General features: G+C 64.8%; 11 protein-coding genes. 6 read left to right on the top strand and 5 right to left on the bottom strand.

Features of this window, described 5'->3' with window-relative positions; genetic code table 11:
• The 4 genes from VIF40_RS18970 to VIF40_RS18955 form a co-directional block, all read right to left on the bottom strand.
• Positions 1-1571: AAA family ATPase (locus VIF40_RS18970; RefSeq protein WP_331939080.1), on the bottom strand; the 1571-nt coding region annotated here is incomplete at its 3' end.
• Positions 1568-1828: a DUF6634 family protein gene (locus VIF40_RS18965; protein WP_331939079.1), complete on the bottom strand. Its 261-nt coding sequence runs from the start codon at positions 1826-1828 to the stop codon at positions 1568-1570. The genes VIF40_RS18965 and VIF40_RS18970, both read right to left, overlap by 4 nt.
• Before the next feature lie 641 nt (positions 1829-2469).
• Positions 2470-2727, bottom strand: a complete 258-nt coding sequence (locus tag VIF40_RS18960) for a hypothetical protein (RefSeq protein WP_331939078.1) — start codon at positions 2725-2727, stop codon at positions 2470-2472.
• Between the two features lie 49 nt (positions 2728-2776).
• Entirely contained in the window at positions 2777-3250 is a 474-nt protein-coding gene (locus VIF40_RS18955; protein WP_331939077.1) for a hypothetical protein, read from the bottom strand.
• Positions 3251-3349: 99 nt separating this feature from the next.
• On the opposite strand from VIF40_RS18955, the gene VIF40_RS18950 reads away from it, so the two are divergent.
• The 6 genes from VIF40_RS18950 to VIF40_RS18925 all read left to right on the top strand — a co-directional run bounded on the left by VIF40_RS18950 (position 3350) and on the right by VIF40_RS18925 (position 16935).
• On the top strand, positions 3350-3772 hold the full coding sequence (locus tag VIF40_RS18950) for a hypothetical protein (RefSeq protein WP_331939076.1): 423 nt from the start codon (positions 3350-3352) through the stop codon (positions 3770-3772).
• A 3-nt stretch (positions 3773-3775) separates the two neighbouring features.
• Positions 3776-4027 carry a helix-turn-helix domain-containing protein gene (locus VIF40_RS18945; RefSeq protein WP_084768556.1) on the top strand — a complete coding sequence of 84 codons (252 nt, stop codon included), beginning with the start codon at positions 3776-3778 and terminating at the stop codon, positions 4025-4027.
• A 130-nt stretch (positions 4028-4157) separates the two neighbouring features.
• Positions 4158-7307: a DISARM system SNF2-like helicase DrmD gene (gene drmD / locus VIF40_RS18940; RefSeq protein WP_331939075.1), complete on the top strand. Its 3150-nt coding sequence runs from the start codon at positions 4158-4160 to the stop codon at positions 7305-7307.
• 8 nt (positions 7308-7315) lie between these two features.
• The gene (locus tag VIF40_RS18935; protein ID WP_331939074.1) at positions 7316-11371 is read left to right on the top strand and encodes an Eco57I restriction-modification methylase domain-containing protein; all 4056 of its coding nucleotides are present in this window, start codon (positions 7316-7318) and stop codon (positions 11369-11371) included.
• A 72-nt stretch (positions 11372-11443) separates the two neighbouring features.
• Entirely contained in the window at positions 11444-14992 is a 3549-nt protein-coding gene (gene drmA, locus VIF40_RS18930; RefSeq protein ID WP_331939073.1) for a DISARM system helicase DrmA, read from the top strand.
• Complete coding sequence (locus VIF40_RS18925; protein WP_331939072.1) at positions 14890-16935, top strand: DUF1998 domain-containing protein; 2046 nt, start codon at positions 14890-14892, stop codon at positions 16933-16935. The genes drmA and VIF40_RS18925 overlap by 103 nt, the downstream gene beginning before the upstream one ends.
• 296 nt (positions 16936-17231) lie before the next feature.
• Here VIF40_RS18925 and VIF40_RS18920 read toward each other — a convergent pair whose 3' ends face one another.
• Positions 17232-17576, bottom strand: a complete 345-nt coding sequence (locus tag VIF40_RS18920; RefSeq protein ID WP_331939071.1) for a 3'-5' exonuclease — start codon at positions 17574-17576, stop codon at positions 17232-17234.
• Positions 17577-17745: the final 169 nt, after the last annotated feature.

Genomic DNA, 17745 nt, shown 5'->3' with positions numbered 1-17745 from the left:
TCCTCGGCGGAACGTCCCGCGAGTAGGATCACGACGCCGGCGTCGAGATCGGCGCGCGTCGGGAACATCGAGGGACGCCCGGCGGCGCGGGTCTCCCCGCCGGAGTCGCCGCGCGCGACGATCGACGTCGAGGCGATGGTCAGCCCGACCTCGCGATAGGCGATGCAATGCCCAGCCTCGTGGACGGCGGCGACGCGCCGGTCGGCGGGCGAGCGATGATCGGGCGGCGCGATCACACGCAGCAGATCGTCGAGCGTCGGCGGACGCTCGGCGTCGCGGGCGAGGCGCAGCGCGTCGTCGGCCCATTGCGCGGCCTGCGCGGGAGTGGCGCCGGGCGCGAGGCTCGCCGCAGGAACGAGATCGACGCCGGCGAGCGCGGTCCCGATGTGGTGACGCAGCACGGCGGCCAGGCCGGTCGCGTCGGGCGGCCCGATCTCGATCAACCGTCCGATTCTGCCCGGTCGCAGCAATGCGGGGTCGAGCTTATCGGGGTGATTGGTCGCCGCGCAGATGACGAGGCCGTCCCGCTCGGAGTCGGCCCCGCCGGAAAGCGCGAGCAGCACCGCGTCGAGCAGCGGCGCCCACCAGCTCAGCCGATCGGCGTCCAGCTTCGAACGGTCGGGCAGCCCGTCGATCTCGTCGATGAAATAGAGCGCCGGGCGGGCCGCGCGCGCGGCGTCCCACGAGCGCATGAAGGCGGTCACGACGTCGTTGAGGCCCGTGGTGTTGCGGAACCACTCGCTGGGGCTTGTGGCTATGAAATTCAGCCCGCAGGATTTCGCGACGGCGCTCGCGAAGAGAGTCTTCCCCGTGCCGGGCGGCCCGTGGAACAAGGCCGTGCTGTCCTTGGGCCACGCGGCGCCGGCGCGGTGAGCGGCGACCTCGGTGGCGAGCGACAGGCCCCACCGCATCGCGCCGGCGGGAACCCAGGGAAGATCCTGCAAGGACGGGCCGTCGCCCGTTCGAGCGATGGCCGTGCGCTTCGCGACGGCGGTGAGCCTGTCGACGACGTCGCGCGCCGCCGCGCCCGATCGGAAGCATGCGACGATCTCATGAAAGCCGAGCGTCGAGACGTCGGGGAGCGCGTCGGGAATGCGTCCGCTCGCGCTTTTGCGCAGCAGCGACCGCAGGACTTTGGCGTCGGGAGCACGGACGTGAACCTGCGCATCGGCGACGGCGATGAGCGTCGAAGGCAGAAACCGCTGCGGATCCTGCGAGACGCCGATCACAGAACGTCCGCGCGCGAGGTCGCCGGCGACGCCGTCATTGCCGCGCGCAGGATCGTGGTCGCGGCGGGAGGAGCCGTCCCGCGCGAGCGAGACGGTCTGCGCCGCATCCTTCCGGGCGGCGCGCGCCAGAGCGTCGCACCAGTCGACTCCAGGGGCTTGAACGACGACGGCGATCGTGTCGCCGCAACGGATCCGCCGGCGCAGATCGGCCGACAGGGCCGCCCGCAGGCAGGCCAAGGCCAGAGCGTCGGCGACGCCGGCCGATCCGACCGCGTCGTCGTCATCGTCGGGGCGGTCGAAGAGGTCGTCGTCGTTTCCCTTTATTTGCGAGAGCTTGCTCATTGGTCCCTCCCGCGCGCGGCGCCGCCGGGACGACCGAGGCGATAGAAGCGGCTCGCCGTGCGCGCCCAGCCGGCGTCGGCGTCGAGCGCGATCAGGTCCGAGGTGATGATGGGCCTATGATCGCGGAGCACGGGATGGCCGGTCGTCAGGCCCGCGAGCGCGGGTCTCGCTCGCGCGACGACCCCCCAATGATCGAGGATCGGAGCGGCGCCGAGATCATTGTCCGACGGGCGTCCCTCTGCGAGGAGGCGCTCCACATCGTCTGCAAGAAGCCTCGCTCTCCGAATGATTTCGACTGGGTCATGACCCAGAAAAAGCGTGTCACGCATAAACTACACTCCAGAAAAATTGCCTGCCCAAGTCGCGGTGATGCACCGACGACAAAAGTGCGCCGCTTGCGCGCGCTTTGCTGTCATTGCGCGATGCGAGACCGACGACGGCGCGGCAACGGCGATGCGCAAGGCGTCCGGATCACCGGCGCGGAGCCCCATCCATCCGCGATGAGGGCACAGGCGAGCGATTTTTGGCGACACAGGCCGAAAATGAGGATTTCGCGCGCGGCTAAATCGCCATGAAGGACGTGGAGCAGCGTGGCGCTCATCACGGCGTCGACGGCGTCGGCCGGAGCGCTCTTGTCATGGAGCGTGCGAATAGCGCGAGCGATCGCGACCGCCGCATCGTCACGGGAGGCGCGCCAGTCGGCGCCGAAGATGTGCGCCAACTCCTGTGTCAACGCGGCCTCATGCGCGCTCGTGAAGGCATTGGCCGGAAGATCTCTCCACCAAACGAGCGAAGACGACGCTCGATGAAATTCGATGTCATGATAGGGTTGCATGCATAGATCTCCTGATCGCACTCGCACCGAGCGCGTCGAAATTCGGGAATCGTGGGAGCTAGATCAGAAAGACGTCCGTACCCGCCGCGCGGATTGAGGGCGGAACACCTCGGTCGTAGCGATGCGGCGCGCGATGCTCGTACCTGTGAGCGCCGACCTCATTCGCGCTGCAATCGCCCAGTGATCGAGGATCGGAGCGGTCGCACGCGCCACGGCAGACAGTTCACCGTTCGCCAGAAGGCGGGCGATGTCGTCCGACAGCATGCGCGTTTCGCGCATGATTTCGTGAGGATCATCGCCGAGAAAAACTGGATTACTCATTACGCATTACTCCACACTGGATCGCAGATCATGGAAAGAGAGCGCCGGTTCAATGAAAGCGCTTGGCGCGATCCTCACGTTCGGGGCGGGGGAAGCGAAACGGCGCGGCTCGATCGCGTTCCGGTTGTCGCGGATTGTCCGGGGTCTGCTCCTGCTGCAAACGCGGGGCGACGATCGGCTGGCCCGCGGCATCGAGGACAGTTCGACGCCCGCGCCTCGCGTGCTGATTTCCGTTTACGTCCACCGCCGCAACGACTGGCCGCAAAAGCGTCGCGATTTGGCCGTCGAGCGTCTGCCGAAGCGTTGCGCTCATCGCTTCGATTTTAGCTGTCGCCGGCGCTCCGAGCGCCTCGTCCAGCGCCTCGCCATGAAGCGTGATATCGGCGGAGAATCCGGATAGGCCGAGCCAGTCGACCAAGGCCGCGCCGCCGGTCTCTACGTTGTCGAAGCCGAGCTGCCGCAGCCAGGAGACTAGGCTCAGATCGATTGCCTGAATTTCCCGTTCCATGCGCCGGCGCTTCACCGGCCCGGTCTCTCCGCCTCCGCGGCGCACCTGAAGCGCGCAGGCCCAACTTGCATCGATGGCGACGATATCGGCGTCGAAATAGCCGCCGATATCGTCTTGGCTGAAGGTGACGCGCCGAATTCGGTCGAGCACGAAGTCGGGGGAAGAGACGATTGTGAGAGCGCTGCGCATGAACGGGATTCGTATATTCCTCCAGACTTCCGCCCCGCTCTCGACGAGCGCCTCGGCGATTGCAGCTTCGATGAGGCCGCCGTGGCGCTTCACTATCGATCCGCACGTCGACAGCAATTTGGCGAGCGACGGATCGAACAGTGGGTCGACAGGGAAGCGAGCGGCGAGCGCATTTGTGACGGCTTGGCGTGTCGTGCGCACGAGGTCGTCGCTACACTGAACCGGATTTTGGCGCTGGGGGCGGTGATGCGGCTTGATGGGCATGTCATTTCTCCTTCTCGGCTGATGACATGCTCTAAAGACCATAAAAAATCCGATGCGTCATCAAATCACCGGAGTTATAGTTAACCAATGACAAATGATTCGCCTCCACGACTCACGCCTGCCCAGCTCCGCGCCGCGCGCGGCTGGCTCAATCTCTCACAGCGCGAGCTCGCGCAGACGTGCGCTGTAAATGTGAAAACGATCGCCGATTTCGAACGCGGAGCATCCGTTCCCTATGACCGAACATTGCGCGACATCCAGCATGCTCTCGAAGAGCGGGGGGCAGAACTCTTGTTCGAAGATGGGGTCGGCATCGGTATCAAAGTTCGGAAGCTATGATATTTCCCGAGGGCTTGCCTGACGTCGTAAGCCGGCGATACGAGTCGAGCGCTGAGATTGCGTTCGTCTTCCTCGGGTCCTAAAGGGGCGTCATGACAGGCTCGATGACTTTCACGAATGGAATATTGTCATGACCGCTCCCAAGGTTGGCGACTTTCTCATCGCTCGCGGCAAGTCGTGGCTCGTCGAGAATGATGACCGCACGGGACCTGTCTCAACTCTGCACCTCGTGTCCTGCGAGGACGACTCCCAAGGCGAGACGCTTCAGTTGGCGCCGGCGGCCGAGCTTCAAGCTCAAGTCGTCGATCTGAACGATTGGTCTTCGTTGCTCTCATCAGGTTTCGAGGGGCCCCAGCATCTCGGCGCATATCTTCGCGCGACGGAATGGCGATCGGCTACGGCTGCGGACAGGAAGCTCTTTCAGGCGCCGTTTCGCGCGGGGATCCGTTTGGACTCCTACCAGCTCCTCCCGCTCGCGAAGGCGCTCGAGCTGCCGCGTGTGAACTTGCTGATCGCGGATGACGTCGGGCTCGGCAAGACGGTGGAGGCCGGGCTCATCGTTCGCGAACTCTTGCTACGGCGACGCATCGAATTGATCGTGGTCGCGGCGCCAGCGTCGATGCTGCTCCAATGGCAGGATGAGCTTGCGCAGAAATTCGGATTGGACTTCACGATCGTCGATCGTGAGCATCTTCTCGAAACGCGTCGCACCAGAGGCTTTTCAGCCAATCCGTGGAGCGTCGGGTCGAGATTCATCGTCTCGCACAGCGTCCTCTCCGACGACGCCTATACGAATGGTCTCCGGGACATCATGTCGGGTTTCCGTCCCGGATCATTGCTCATCCTCGATGAGGCGCATCACGCCGCGCCCGCATCGGGGGCTGCATGGGCCGTGGAAAGCCAGTTCACGCGATCGGTCCGAGAAATCGCCGGTCTCTTCGAGCATCGCTTGTTCCTTTCGGCGACGCCGCACAACGGCCACTCGAACTCTTTCGCCACCTTGCTCGAAATCCTCGACCCGCAGCGGTTTACACGCGGCATCAACGTCGAGGCGAAGGAATTGGAACCGGTGATGGTCCGGCGCCTGAAGGAGGATTTACGTCGCCTTGGACATCCGTTGCCGGAGAGGCGCGTCGAGCCCATTCGAATCGATGGTCTTCCCAAAGACGCCCCGGAATTGCGTCTCGCCGCGATGCTCGACGAATATCGCGAGGCGGCGGCCGGCGGTGCGAAGGCCCGTTTCCTCTTCTCTAACCTTCAGCAGCGGCTGTTTTCCTCTATCGCGGCGTTCGATCGCTCCTTGCGCACGCACCGCAAGACGCTGCTCCGGAAACGAGAGGCGCAACAGGAGAATGACTATGAGCTGCCCCCGGAATTGTCGAGCGACAATGACTTGATCGAGGAGGCGACGGCTCAGGCCAAAGGGGAGCTGAAGGATCTCGACGCCGCGATCGCCCACGTCGATCGGATGCTCGCGATCAGCAATGCGGAGCGCGACGCGCCGGACGCCCGCATCGGCGCGATCCTCGACTGGATGCAGGCCGAGATGCTGGACGCCTCTCACGCTTGGCGCGACCGACGGCTGATTCTTTTCACCGAATGGGACGACACGCGCCGTTGGCTCGTCGCTCGGCTCGAGGAAGGTCTGCTGCAACGCAGCCACGGCCGCGTGGACATCAGGGGACGCATTCTTGTCTTTACCGGCCAGACGAGCCTCGAGGAGCGGGACCGCATCAAGATCGCCTTCAACGCGCCCTTCGATCAGGAGCCCGTGCGCATCCTCGTCTGCACCGACGCCGCCCGGGAGGGTTTGAACCTCCAGGCGCGCTGTCATGACCTGATCCATGTCGATCTGCCTTGGAATCCTTCACGCCTCGAACAGCGCAACGGACGCATCGACCGCAAGCTGCAACCGTCCAAGGTCGTGTCTTGCCGATATTTCATCTACGACCAGCGCGAGGAGGACCGCGTGCTGGACGCCCTGGTGCGCAAGACCGAGGTGATCCGACGCCAGCTCGGTGCCGCGGGTGAGGTGCTGCGAATGCGCATGGAGCAGACGCTCACCCGCGAAGGCATTCGTCGGCGCGACGCCGCCGGCTTGGCGGCGTCCTTCGATGACGCGCAGTCCGAGCGCGTGAACATCGCCGAACGTGAATTGGGAGACGAGTCGGAGCGTCGCATCGCGCGCCTGAAGGACGAGGAGGTCAGGCTCCAGCGCGCGCTCGATCGAGCGACCCTGCGCGTCGGCGTCAAAGGCGCCGACATTCGCCGCGTCGTCGAGGTGGCTCTCGAGGACGTCGGCGCCGTCTTCGAGCCGGGACGGGCGAGCATCGCCGAGGCGGTCAAGCTCGATCCGGACGCGCCGAGCTTCTCGAAGGATGCGAGCTGGGCGTCGCTCTTCGACGAGCTCCGGCCCGGCCGACCATCAAATCCGAAGGAACGTGCGCGATGGCGGCGTCAGACGCCCGTGCGCAGCCTCGTCTTCGAGCCGCCCCGCATCCCCGAAGGGGAGCCGGAGCCACAGGACGTGGTGCAGCTTCACCTCGAGCATCGCCTCGTGAAGCGGCTCATCTCGCGCTTCATCAGCCAGGGCTTCCGCGCCTCCGTCGGCCGGGTGACGGCGATCGTCGGCGACAACGCTGCGCCGCGCGTGGTGCTGGTCGGCCGACTCTCGCTCTTTGGCCCTGGCGCGCGGCGGCTGCATGAGGAGATGATCCCGATCACCGCCGCCTGGCGTGACACGGGACGCGAAAAAGGCCCGCTCGCGCCTTTCGGTGAAGCCGGCGAAGGCGCGACGATCAAACATCTCGCCGAGGGCTTGCGCGACGGCCGCTCCCCTACGGAGGGCGTCATCCATCGCCTGCAACAGAGCGTGGAGCGCGACATCGCCGACCTGCGCCCGCATCTCGAGACCCGCGCCGCGGCGTCGGAGGCCGAGGCGGCCCGAGAACTCGCCGAGAACGGCCGTCGCGAGGCCGAGGCGCTCTCCGCTCTGCTGCAACGGCAGATCGACAAGGTGCGCGACGCCATTCGCGAAAAAGCGCCCCCGCCGCCGCCTGCGCAGGGCGATCTCTTCGGTCCCTCGGCGGAAGAGATGAAGAAGCAGATCGAAAGGGAGATGCGGCAGTTCGAGGCAGACCGCCGCTCCTGGGACGGCAAGCTCGTCCGGCTCCAGGACGAGCTGGCGACGGAGCCCGAGAAAGTGCGCCAGGGCTATGAGGTGCAGGCGCGTCGACTCGAGCCGATCGCCCTCATATACCTTTGGCCCGCGACCAACTGAACGAGACCATGACCTATCAGGCGCGCCCGGACGAAACCGTCGAATGGCTGAATTATCTCCAGCCGGAGGGGCTCGTCGTCGGTCCCAATATTCTGCGCGAGAGGGGCCTCAACCCCATCCGCCAGACGCCGCTCGACACGGAAGACGCCGCGCGAGCGCTCGGCCTTCCGACCGATGCGCGGCGTGAGGACGATCGGCTGTTCGAGCTGGACGACGCTTGGCGCTTCTTCGAGACCGTGCTGGAGTGGTCGGCGAAGCTCGTCGCCGGCGCCCCCGGCGGGCCGCCGATCCCGCCGGAGCTCACCGTCACCGTTCCCGAGCATGAGACGCTGCTCGCGCCGGACATGGTCGTCCTATGGAAGGGCGACGCGCCGGAGGGCGTTCCCGCCCAGGCGCTTGTGATGCTGCATCCCTCGCTCGAGGCGGACGACCGCAACCAGTTCCCGTCGAGCGAGTGGGAGGCGAGCCCGCATCAGCGGCTGGAGCGCCTGCTGCGCGAAACCAATGTCGGCGTCGGCCTGCTCGTCGCGCGCAACACGCTGCGGCTCGTCTATGCGCCGCGCGGCGAGACGGCCGGCTGGCTCTCCTGGCCGCTCGCGCCGCTCGGCCGGGTCGAGGGCCGCCCCATGCTCGCCGGCCTCAAGCTCTGTCTCGGCCGCAGCGCCTTTTTCTCCGGCGCGCCGGAGACGCGCCTGCGGGCGCTGCTGGAGGCCTCGCGCGCCGCGCAGAACGAAGTTTCCGAAAAGCTCTCGGGACAGGTGCTCGGCGCGCTGCACGAGCTGCTGCGCGGCCTGCACCGGGCGGCGCCGGAGCGCATCGAGGCGCTCGCGGAGAGCAACCCGCAGCATCTTTACGAAGGCCTGCTCACCTGCCTCATGCGGCTGGTGTTCCTCCTCTATGCCGAGGACCGCGATCTTCTCCCCTCCTCCCCCGATCCGTCGCTCCGCCAGCTCTGGGAAAAGGGCTATTCGATCAAGACCCTCTACATGCGCCTCCTCACCGACGAGGCGCTCAATCCCGATACGATGGACGATCGGCGCGGCGGCTGGGGCCAGCTCCTCGCCGTGTTCCGCCTCATTCACGCGGGCTATCCCGGCTGGGTCACCGGCCGCGGCGGCAAGCTCTTCGATCCAGAGGGCTTCCCCTTCCTCGAGGGCCGCGAGAAAGGCCAGGGCCGCGAAGACGCGACCGTCCTCCCGGTCTCCGACGGCTGCATCCTGCGCATTCTGCATGGGCTGATGACGATCGAGGGCCGCAGCCTCTCGAACGAGAAAATCCGAGAGCGCCTGTCCTATCGCTCGCTCGATGTGGAATCGATCGGCTCGGTCTATGAGACCGTCATGGGCTTCACGACCGATCGCGCGCGCGAGCGCATGATCGCGTTGAAGGACGAAAAAAAGCTCCCGACCTTCATCGGCCTCGACACGCTGCTGGCGCAAAAGCCGGCCGACCGGCAGAAATGGCTCAAGGAGAAATCGATCAAGCTCTCGGCGAAACAGGCCAAGGCGGTGAAGGAGGCCGGCGACGTCGCCGCCCTCGTCGAAGCCTTCGGAACTCTCGTCGACGAGCGCGCCTCGCCCAAGGCGACGCCCATCGGACCCGGCGCGCCCTTTCTCCAGCCGACCGAGGAGCGTCGCCGCTCCGGCTCGCATTACACGCCGCGCTCGCTCACCGAGCCGATCGTGCGCCATGCGCTGGAGCCGGCTTTCGAGCGGATCGGCGAGCGGGCCTCGCCCGAGGCGGTGCTGAGCCTGAAAATTCTCGATCCGGCCTGCGGCTCCGGCGCCTTTCTGGTCGAGGCCTGCCGCCAGCTCGGACAAAGGCTCGAGCAGGCCTGGAACATGTACGGCGCCGAAAAGCCCATCGTGCCGCCGGACGAGGACGAGGCGCTGCATGCGCGCCGGCTCGTCGCGCAGAAATGCCTCTATGGCGTCGACCGCAATCCGATGGCCGTCGATCTCGCGCGCCTGTCCCTCTGGCTGGCGACGTTGGCGCGCGATCATGAATTCACCTTTCTCGACCATGCGCTGAAATCCGGCGACAGCCTTGTCGGCCTCACGCACGACGAGATCGCGGCGGCGCATTGGGACGCTTCCAAGCCCGGCCTGCCGCTATTTCGCGACGCGATCAAAAAGGCGGTGGAGGGTGCCCTGGAAGGGCGCGAGGCAATCCGCAACGCCGGCGACGATGTGCGCATCGAGGCGCAGGCGGCGCGCTATTCGCGCGTTCTGGATGCGAGCGAGCCGGCGCGCATCGTCGGCGATGCGGTGATCGCGGCGTTCTTTTCCGCCGACAAGCCGCGCGGGCGGGAGGCCGAGCGGCAAAAGGTCGAAAGCTGGATCGCGGGATCGCTCACGCCCGATTGGGATCGGCTTCACCGGAAAGGCGAGGCCCTTCGCGCCGAGGAGGGCTGGCGCCCGTTTCATTGGGAGATCGAGTTCCCTGAAGTATTCGCGCGCGAGAATCCGGGCTTCGACGCCATCGTCGGCAATCCGCCTTTCGCGGGCAAGAACACGATCTCCGCCGCTTCCGGCCCGCGCTATCTCCCCTGGCTGCAAACGCTGCACGAAGGCGCGCATGGCAACGCCGATCTCGTCGCGCATTTCTTTCGTCGCGCTTTTGGCCTGCTGCGCGAGGGCGGCGCCTTCGGATTGATCGCGACCAATACCATCGGACAGGGCGACACGCGCGACACCGGCCTCGCGGCGATCCTGCGCGCGGGCGGCGCGATCTACCGCGCGATAAAGCGCTACCAATGGCCCAACGAAGGCGCGGCCGTCGTCGTATCCATTGTCCACGTGCATAAGGGAGAAGAAGCGCGGGCGCCCATTCTGAATGGTCGAGTGGTTGCTCGTATTTCAGCCTATCTCGTTGTTGGTGATCTCGACGATGCTCCGGCACGCTTATCCGCTAATTCGGGTAAAGCTTTTCAAGGCTCAATTTTGCTCGGAAAGGGTTTCACCTTCGACAATACAGCGGCAGCCAAGGGTGAGACGGAATCGATTGGTGAAATGGAGCGTCTGATAGCCGGAGATCAACATAACCGCACATGTATCATGCCCCTGATCGGCGGCGAGGAGGTTACAACTTCGCCTACACATGCCCACCATCGTTACGCAATTGACTTCTTTGATCGTCCATTGAGGAAAGATCCCGGCTTACTGTCTTGGTTTTCTTCGAATGATGCTGAAAAAACAAAGTGTCTGCGTGAAGGGGTAGTTCCGAATGATTATCCTTATAGCGTCGCCGAGGACTGGCCAGATCTTATCGAGATTATTCTTCGAAGGGTAAAACCAATTCGAGATCTGCAAACAAGAGACGCTTTACGAGAAAGATGGTGGCAATATGCAGAAAAGCGTCCTGGGCTGTATACAAAAATTGCTGGACTTGAGCATGTGATCGTCGTGTCAAGCAAGGCCACGCCACATCATGCGTTCGCATTTTTGCCGACCGGTTTTATTTACTCACAGAACTTGAACGTCTTGGCGATAGAATCGTTTGGACTATTTGCTGTTCTACAATCACGGGCACACGAAGTTTGGGCCAGGTTTGTAGGTACAACGCTTGAGGACCGCCTCACCTATGTAAAAGATGACTGTTTCGAAACTTTCCCTTTCCCATCCAGTTATGAGGCCCGCGCTTGGATAGAGGCTGCGGGCCGAGCCTATCACGACCATCGCGCTGCGCTGATGATCGCGGCCAATGAGGGGATGACCAAGACCTACAATCGCTTCCACAAATCGGACGAGCGCGGCGAGCCGATCCGCCGCCTGCGCGAGCTGCATGACGAGATGGATCGCGCCGTGCTGCGCGCCTATGGCTGGGACGATCTCGCCGAGGAGCTGCGCCCGCAGTTCCTGACCGAGGAGACCGAGGACGACCACACCTATCAGAACCGCTATTTCTGGCCGGCCGAGCAGCGCGACCGCGTGCTCGCCCGCCTGCTGGCGCTGAACGCCGAGCGCCACGCCGAGGAGGTCGCCGCCGGCCTCGCGCCCGAGCGCGCCGCGCGCCGCTCCGCCGAGGAGGCGGACGAAGCGCAGGATGCTCTCGATCTGTCGTGATTTCGTCGAAAAGCGAGTCATTTGCGCGCCCATGGCCGGGTGATACAGTTCCGGCAGGTTCGGATTTATGAAATGAACGAAATCGCTTTCCCCTCTCCCGCCGCCTCCGAAATCGCGCCGAAGGATCGTCTTTCCGACCTGCCGAAGCCGCGCTCTCCGGTCGAGGCGCGTGATCGCCTCATCGAGCTTCTGCGCCGCGATCTCGTCGGCCCGCATCCCGATCTCGACCCCGATCTCGCGCGCGAAATCCTCTCCGGCGTCAATCCCTCGACCTGGTATCTCACCGGCTATCTCGGCCCGCGCCGCGACGCCCCCACGGCGAGAGCCCCAGAAACGGAGGTCGCGGAGGAAGAGAGCGCCGAATTGCGGCTCGAGGCGCAGCGCGGCAGCGAGGGCATGGAGATCGGCGCGCCCGGAGGCGCCGGCTCCGAGGACGGCGCGGGCTCCGAGCGGCCGCCGGTGCGCTCCTTTGCGGCCTCGTCGCTCGGCCTCACTGTGCTGCTGCCGCGCGACGCGAAAGAATTGCAGGTCCGCGTGACCTGGGGCGACTATGTGACCGAGCCGCGGCTCGACGACGCCGTCTTCCTCCCCGCCGCGCGGGAAAGCGCCGAGGCGAAGGGCGAGAAGCCGAAATTTCCCGCCGCCAATGAGGTCGATTGGCGGCGCATCCCCCGCGAGGAGCGGCTGACGCTGCCGATCCGCGCCGGCAATATCGAGCCGCCTTTGATCGTGCCGGACAGCGCCGCGCCCATGGCGCCGGGCGGCGGCCTCGAGCTCGTCGTCTCCGTCCGCGAGACGGCGACGGCCGGCATAGACGGGGTGAGGCGCGAGCTGCTGGCCGTCTCGGTCTTCCTCGTCAACAAGCGCGCGCGAACGCTGAGCCGTTTCGGCGATGTCGCCTTCTGCTTCCAGGCGCGATTGCAGCTCGATTTCCCCGGCGGCTTCGCCCCACGCGACGACCGCGCCTCCTATGATGCGCGAGATTTCGACGAGCGGCTCGCCGATCTCCATTATTGCGACGTCTATTCCTACGCAGTCGGCCATAATAGCTCGGGCGATTGGGCGCCAGCCGTCGAGGGGCGCGTCACGACCGTCTTCACCAATCCGCTGCCCGCGCAGGAGGTGGAGAAGCTCGGGTCGGACATCCCCCTCGCAGGCGTCGAGCGCAGCATGGAGAGATTGGCCGAGGCCGCCGAAGATGTCGCGGCCGTCGACGCCGCGCTCGCCGCTCTGCCGGTCGAATATGCGCTCTGGGCGAAGAGCCAATCGACGCTCGTCGGCCCACTCGACGGCGTGCGGCGGCGCGAGACAGCGCAGACCTGCCTCGCTGGAATAGAGACCGCGCGCCGGCGCATCGAGGCCGGCATCGCCTTGCTGAAAAAAGACGCGATGAGCCGCGAGGCGTTCGGCGTCATGAATCGCGCCATGGCGCTCTCCAATCGGCGCCGCGCCATCGCCGAAGGCAAGCCGCCGAAGGAGCCGAGCTGGCGGCTGTTCCAGCTCGCCTTCATCCTGCTCAATCTCGACGGGCTGGTCGATCCGACCCATGAGGATCGCGCGATCGTCGATCTTCTGTTCTTTCCGACGGGCGGCGGCAAGACCGAGGCCTATCTCGGCCTCGCCGCCTTCGCCATCGCCCGCCGCCGGCTCGCCAATCCTGGCTACGACGGAGCCGGACTGTCGGTGGTCATGCGCTATACGCTGCGGCTGCTGACGCTCGATCAGCTCCAGCGCGCCGCCGGTCTCGTCTGCGCGCTGGAGTTGGAGCGCAAAGAGCGCAAGCGGCTCGGCGATTGGGAGATCGAGATCGGCCTATGGGTCGGCTCCGCCGCGACGCCGAATCGTCTCGGCGCGGCCAGGAACCGAAAGCCCGGCACGGCGGTCTTTTGGCTCGACGAGCATCGCAAAGGGCGCGGCCCGGCGCCGGCCCCGCTGAAATCTTGCCCCTGGTGCGGAACGGATTTCAACAGGGACAGTTTTCGGCTCCATCCCAACGCCTCGACGCCGCAACGGCTCGACATCTATTGCCATGGTGAGGATTGCGCATTTTCCGATACGCGCTTGCCGGTCGTCGTCGTCGACGAGGAAATCTACCGCCGCCTGCCGGCCTTCATGATCGCGACGGTCGACAAATTCGCCAATGTGCCCTGGGAGGGCCGCTCCGGCGCGTTCTTCGGCCATGTCGAACGGCGCGACGAGCTCGGCTTCTACGGCGCCGACGAGCCCCGTGGCGGTCGGCCGATCGGCTGCGAATTGCGTCCGATCGACCTCATCATTCAAGACGAGCTGCATCTCATCTCCGGGCCGCTCGGCACCATCGCCGGGCTCTATGAGACGGCGTTCGATCTGCTTGCCTCGCGGCAGATCAATGGCGAAAGGCGCGGGCCGAAGATCGTCGCATCGACCGCGACGGTCCGGCGCGCCGAGGCGCAAATCCGCAATCTCTTCGGCCGCGACCGAACGGCGATCTTTCCGCCGCCGGGCGTCCAGCGCGGCGATTCCTTCTTCGCGAAAGCGGATCGGGAAACGCCGTCGCGCCTCTATCTCGGCGTCGCCTCGCCGGGGCGTGGCCCGAAGCTCGTCTTCCTGCGCAGCTTGCAGACTTTGCTCGCAGGCGCCGCGGCTCTGTCTTCGGGCGGCGTCGACGATCCGGCCGACCCCTATCTAACGGCGCTGTGCTATTTCAACGCCCTGCGGGAGCTCGGCGGCGCGCGCCGCATCGTCGACGACGAGGTGCGCGCGCATCTTACCTCCTACGGCCGCAGCCGCATCCGCCGCGAGCCGGTCGGCGCGCCTTTCGCCGACCGCACGCTGCGAGAAATCCAGGAGCTCACCTCCCGCTACAGCACGGACCAAGTGTCCGAAGCCCGCAAGCGCCTCGGCTATCCGGCGCGCGACAAGAACGCCGTGGATGTGGCGCTCGCGACCAATATGATCTCGGTCGGTCTCGATATCGGCCGGCTCGGTCTGATGGTCGTCCAGGGGCAGCCGAAGACCGCGGCGGAGTATATTCAGGCCACCTCGCGCGTCGGGCGCGAATTTTTCAAGCCGGGCCTCGTCGTCACGCTGCTGAACATCCACAAGCCGCGCGACCGAACGCATTATGAGCAGTTCCGCTCCTTCCATATGAGCTTTTATCGCGCCGTGGAGGCGACGAGCGTCACGCCCTTCGCGCCGCGCGCGCTCGATCGCGCTTTGGCCGCGATGCTCGTCGCGGCCGCGCGGCATGTCGAGCCCGATCTCACCCCCAATGAAGCGGCCGCGCGCATCGCCGCCAACGCCGGCGCCTATCAACGCGTTCGCGATGCGCTCGAAGGAAAAATGCGAACGGCTGGGCAAGATGAGAACGCGCTGCAAATATGCCTCGCGCGCCTCGACGAGCTCCGCGACGCATGGGCGCGCTTTGCCGATCGGCTGACCGCGAACGGCGGCGATTTCGCCTATGCGAATGAGGAAGCGGTCCGCCGTCTCCTTCAGGCTCCGTTCGAGCGGCAACCTAACATGGAGCCCGAGCGCGAATGGTTCGTCGCCGCGCGCTCCATGCGCGACACCGAGCCTGTTTCCCTAATGAAGCTGAGATCGCCGGACGGCTCTCCCTTTATGACCGCGAACGCAAAATGACAGATGTTACGCAGACGTTCAGCCAGCTCCTGCTGACCTATGGTCCCGGCGCCATGCTCGACCTTCCCGAGCATGCAGTCGTGGTGGGAGGCCTACAGGATTGGCGTTTCGGGCCGAGTTGGCGTCCGATCGAAGAGGAGCGTCTCGTCGCGCTCCTGCGCCAACAGCTCGGCGGCAAGCTGAGCTCGACCTTCCAAGGATTGCGCCAGCCTCCGGTGTTCGACGAGGATCGACGCGACGGCAACGCGCCGGGCGTCGAAGTCCGGCTGTTTCCGACATGGTTCGTCGTCGACGACGCCGATGGCGACGAGGCGGACGGCAAAGCGCCGACGACGGAGAAGCGCAGGCGAATCGTCGAGTTCGCAGACCTGACCGTGAACAGCCTTGGTAAGCTGAGCTACAGGGGCGACTCCCAGAAATCCCAGGTGAACCCGATCCGCTTCGTCGGGGCCTGCGCGAGGGGGCATCTCCAGGATATCGACTGGCGCAGGCTGGCGCATCGAAACGGCGACCACAGTTGCCGCAAGCCGATGTTCTGGGTCGAACGCGGCGTCAGCTCCGATCCCTCCGATATTTCGGTGCGATGCACCTGCGGCGCATCGGTGACGCTGGCCGATCTCTATAAGCCTAAGTTTCTCGGCGGCTGCACCTGCCAGAGCCCCTGGCTGACGCCGCGCCGTATCGCCGAAGAAACGTGTGTAGAAAGCCTGCATCTACTGCCACGATCCGCGACCAATACTTATTTTGCGCAGACCGTGAACCTGATCTCGCTGATTAAATCCGACGACCGCGTGCGGCAGACGATCGCCGAACATCGGTCGACGATCGACGGCATTCGGGTTCTGCCGAATTTCTTGCAGGTCTTGCGGACGATCCCGCAGACGAAGGAGGCGTTCAAAGACTTTTCCGACGCCGAGATCATGAGCGCCCTCGAAGCTGGAGACGCCGTCGAGGCGGGACACGTCGACAATCCCAAGATCCCCGAATTCGATCTTCTCGCCTCCGGCGCTCCCGTGCTCGGTCGACCGGAGGCCGGCTCGCACCTCTATGCCGAGACGCTTCCGCGCGACAGCCTCAGCCTCACAGCCCCTTGGGACGCGTTCCTTCAGAATGTCGTCAAGGTGCATCGGCTGCGCGAGGTGATCTGCCTCTATGGTTTCACGCGGCTCGACCCGCCGCCGACTGCCGGCGAATGCGAGCTCGAAGAAATTCAGCTCAACGTCGATTGCGCTGATCTCGCGAGAAACGTCGAATGGCTCCCAGCCGTCGAGCAATTCGGCGAAGGGATTTTCCTCCATATATCCGCCCCGTTCGTCAATGAATGGCGGGAAAGACCCGAGACGAGAGACATCTCGGATCAGCTCCGCCACCGCGAGGACCAAGACGCTCGACGCTTCGGTCGGCCGCCAAAGCACCTCGGCGTGGCCTATTGGGCGCTTCACTCCCTTTCACATTCGCTCATGGCAGAACTGGCGCTCGAATGCGGCTACCCGCTCTCCTCTCTCAAGGAGAGAGTCTATTCCAGCGGCGCAGCCCAACCCGATCGCTTCGGCATTCTCATCTATACGTCGGCTGCGGGTGGCCAGGGCACTTTAGGTGGCTTGAGCGAACGTGCACACGACATCGGTGCGCTCCTCGCTAGAGCGGCAAGCCGCCTTTCGCTGTGCTCCAACGACCCCGTCTGCGCGGAACAGGCCCGTGGAAACGAGGACTACCCGCTACAAGGCGCGGCATGCCACGCGTGTTTGCTGGTGCCGGAAACCTCCTGCGAGGCCCGAAACGGACGCCTGGATCGCAGCCTGCTCGTCCATACCGTTCTGGGGCAAGGCTCACCATTATTGGGCGCGCAGGTCTTCCCGCTGCGAGGAGGTCATGGCGAGGGAGATTTTCAAGGGACTACGCCTTCTCGTGTCTTACACATCGCGCCCCATGCGGGCGCGTGAATCGAAGCCGCTTCACCCATTCAAAATCGATGCGCCCCCGTTACAAGGAGCGGAAATCGCCGCGTCAGACCGAAAACTGAAGAGCACTTCTCGGACAATCGAGTCACTTCGAGACAAAACGAGTCAAATCGAGTCGCTTCGAGTCAGAACCTGTTTCGGAAATTGTCATAGGTCCAGAGGCGCGATCGCTACGGGAACAGAAGTCGGCGCGTCTAGTGTAGCGGCTTCGGATCCATGGGCAGTCGCACGGTATTGGAAGATTAAGGCAAGGCGTTCGGCCAGATCTTCAAGCCTGCTCATGTCGCGATCTCCCGCACGCCGGCGTCGGTCAGAAGTTGAAAGAGTTCCGCCACACGCTGGCGCTGACCGCGCTCGCGGCAGAAGGCAAAGATCGCCCTTTGCTTAGCACGGGACAGCGCGACGAAGAATGTAGCGAGTCCCTCGGCATTTCCAGGTCGATGCGCCCACCACGCCTGATCATCGAGGCCTACGAAAACGATGGTGTCGTATTCAAGCCCCTTGCTCTTGTGGACGGTCATGAGCGGAATCTGTCCGATGCCTTCGAAAGCATCGAGCGCGTCCATCCATGTCGCGGCCCCATCCACCGACGCAGCCAAATGACTCCTGAAAGCATCGATCATGATCGCGAGACGATCGCCGGTCGAATACTCGTAAGCGGTGCGAGCGTCCCACCTCGAAAAAGTTTGAGTGACGCGCGATCCTCTTCAAGTGATTTGGCCAGAGGAGGGTCGGGCGTTGGATCATTCCATGCTTGAAGCCATGCATGAAGGCAGAACTTATCAACGGGTG

Origin of the sequence: Methylosinus sp. (assembly GCF_036560965.1) — a bacterium.
In the GTDB taxonomy this organism is placed as follows: domain Bacteria; phylum Pseudomonadota; class Alphaproteobacteria; order Rhizobiales; family Beijerinckiaceae; genus Methylosinus.
Note: the sequence above shows the minus strand (reverse complement) of the source record. Positions and strands in the feature narration are given on the sequence as shown.

Coding starts and splice junctions, on each gene's coding strand:
- VIF40_RS18925 (WP_331939072.1), top strand. CDS start 14,890: ATGGTTCGTCGCCGCGCGCTCCATGCGCGACACCGAGCCTGTTTCCCT.
- drmD (WP_331939075.1), top strand. CDS start 4,158: ATGACCGCTCCCAAGGTTGGCGACTTTCTCATCGCTCGCGGCAAGTCG.
- drmA (WP_331939073.1), top strand. CDS start 11,444: ATGAACGAAATCGCTTTCCCCTCTCCCGCCGCCTCCGAAATCGCGCCG.
- VIF40_RS18960 (WP_331939078.1), bottom strand. CDS start 2,727: ATGAGTAATCCAGTTTTTCTCGGCGATGATCCTCACGAAATCATGCGC.
- VIF40_RS18945 (WP_084768556.1), top strand. CDS start 3,776: ATGACAAATGATTCGCCTCCACGACTCACGCCTGCCCAGCTCCGCGCC.
- VIF40_RS18935 (WP_331939074.1), top strand. CDS start 7,316: ATGACCTATCAGGCGCGCCCGGACGAAACCGTCGAATGGCTGAATTAT.
- VIF40_RS18920 (WP_331939071.1), bottom strand. CDS start 17,576: ATGATCGATGCTTTCAGGAGTCATTTGGCTGCGTCGGTGGATGGGGCC.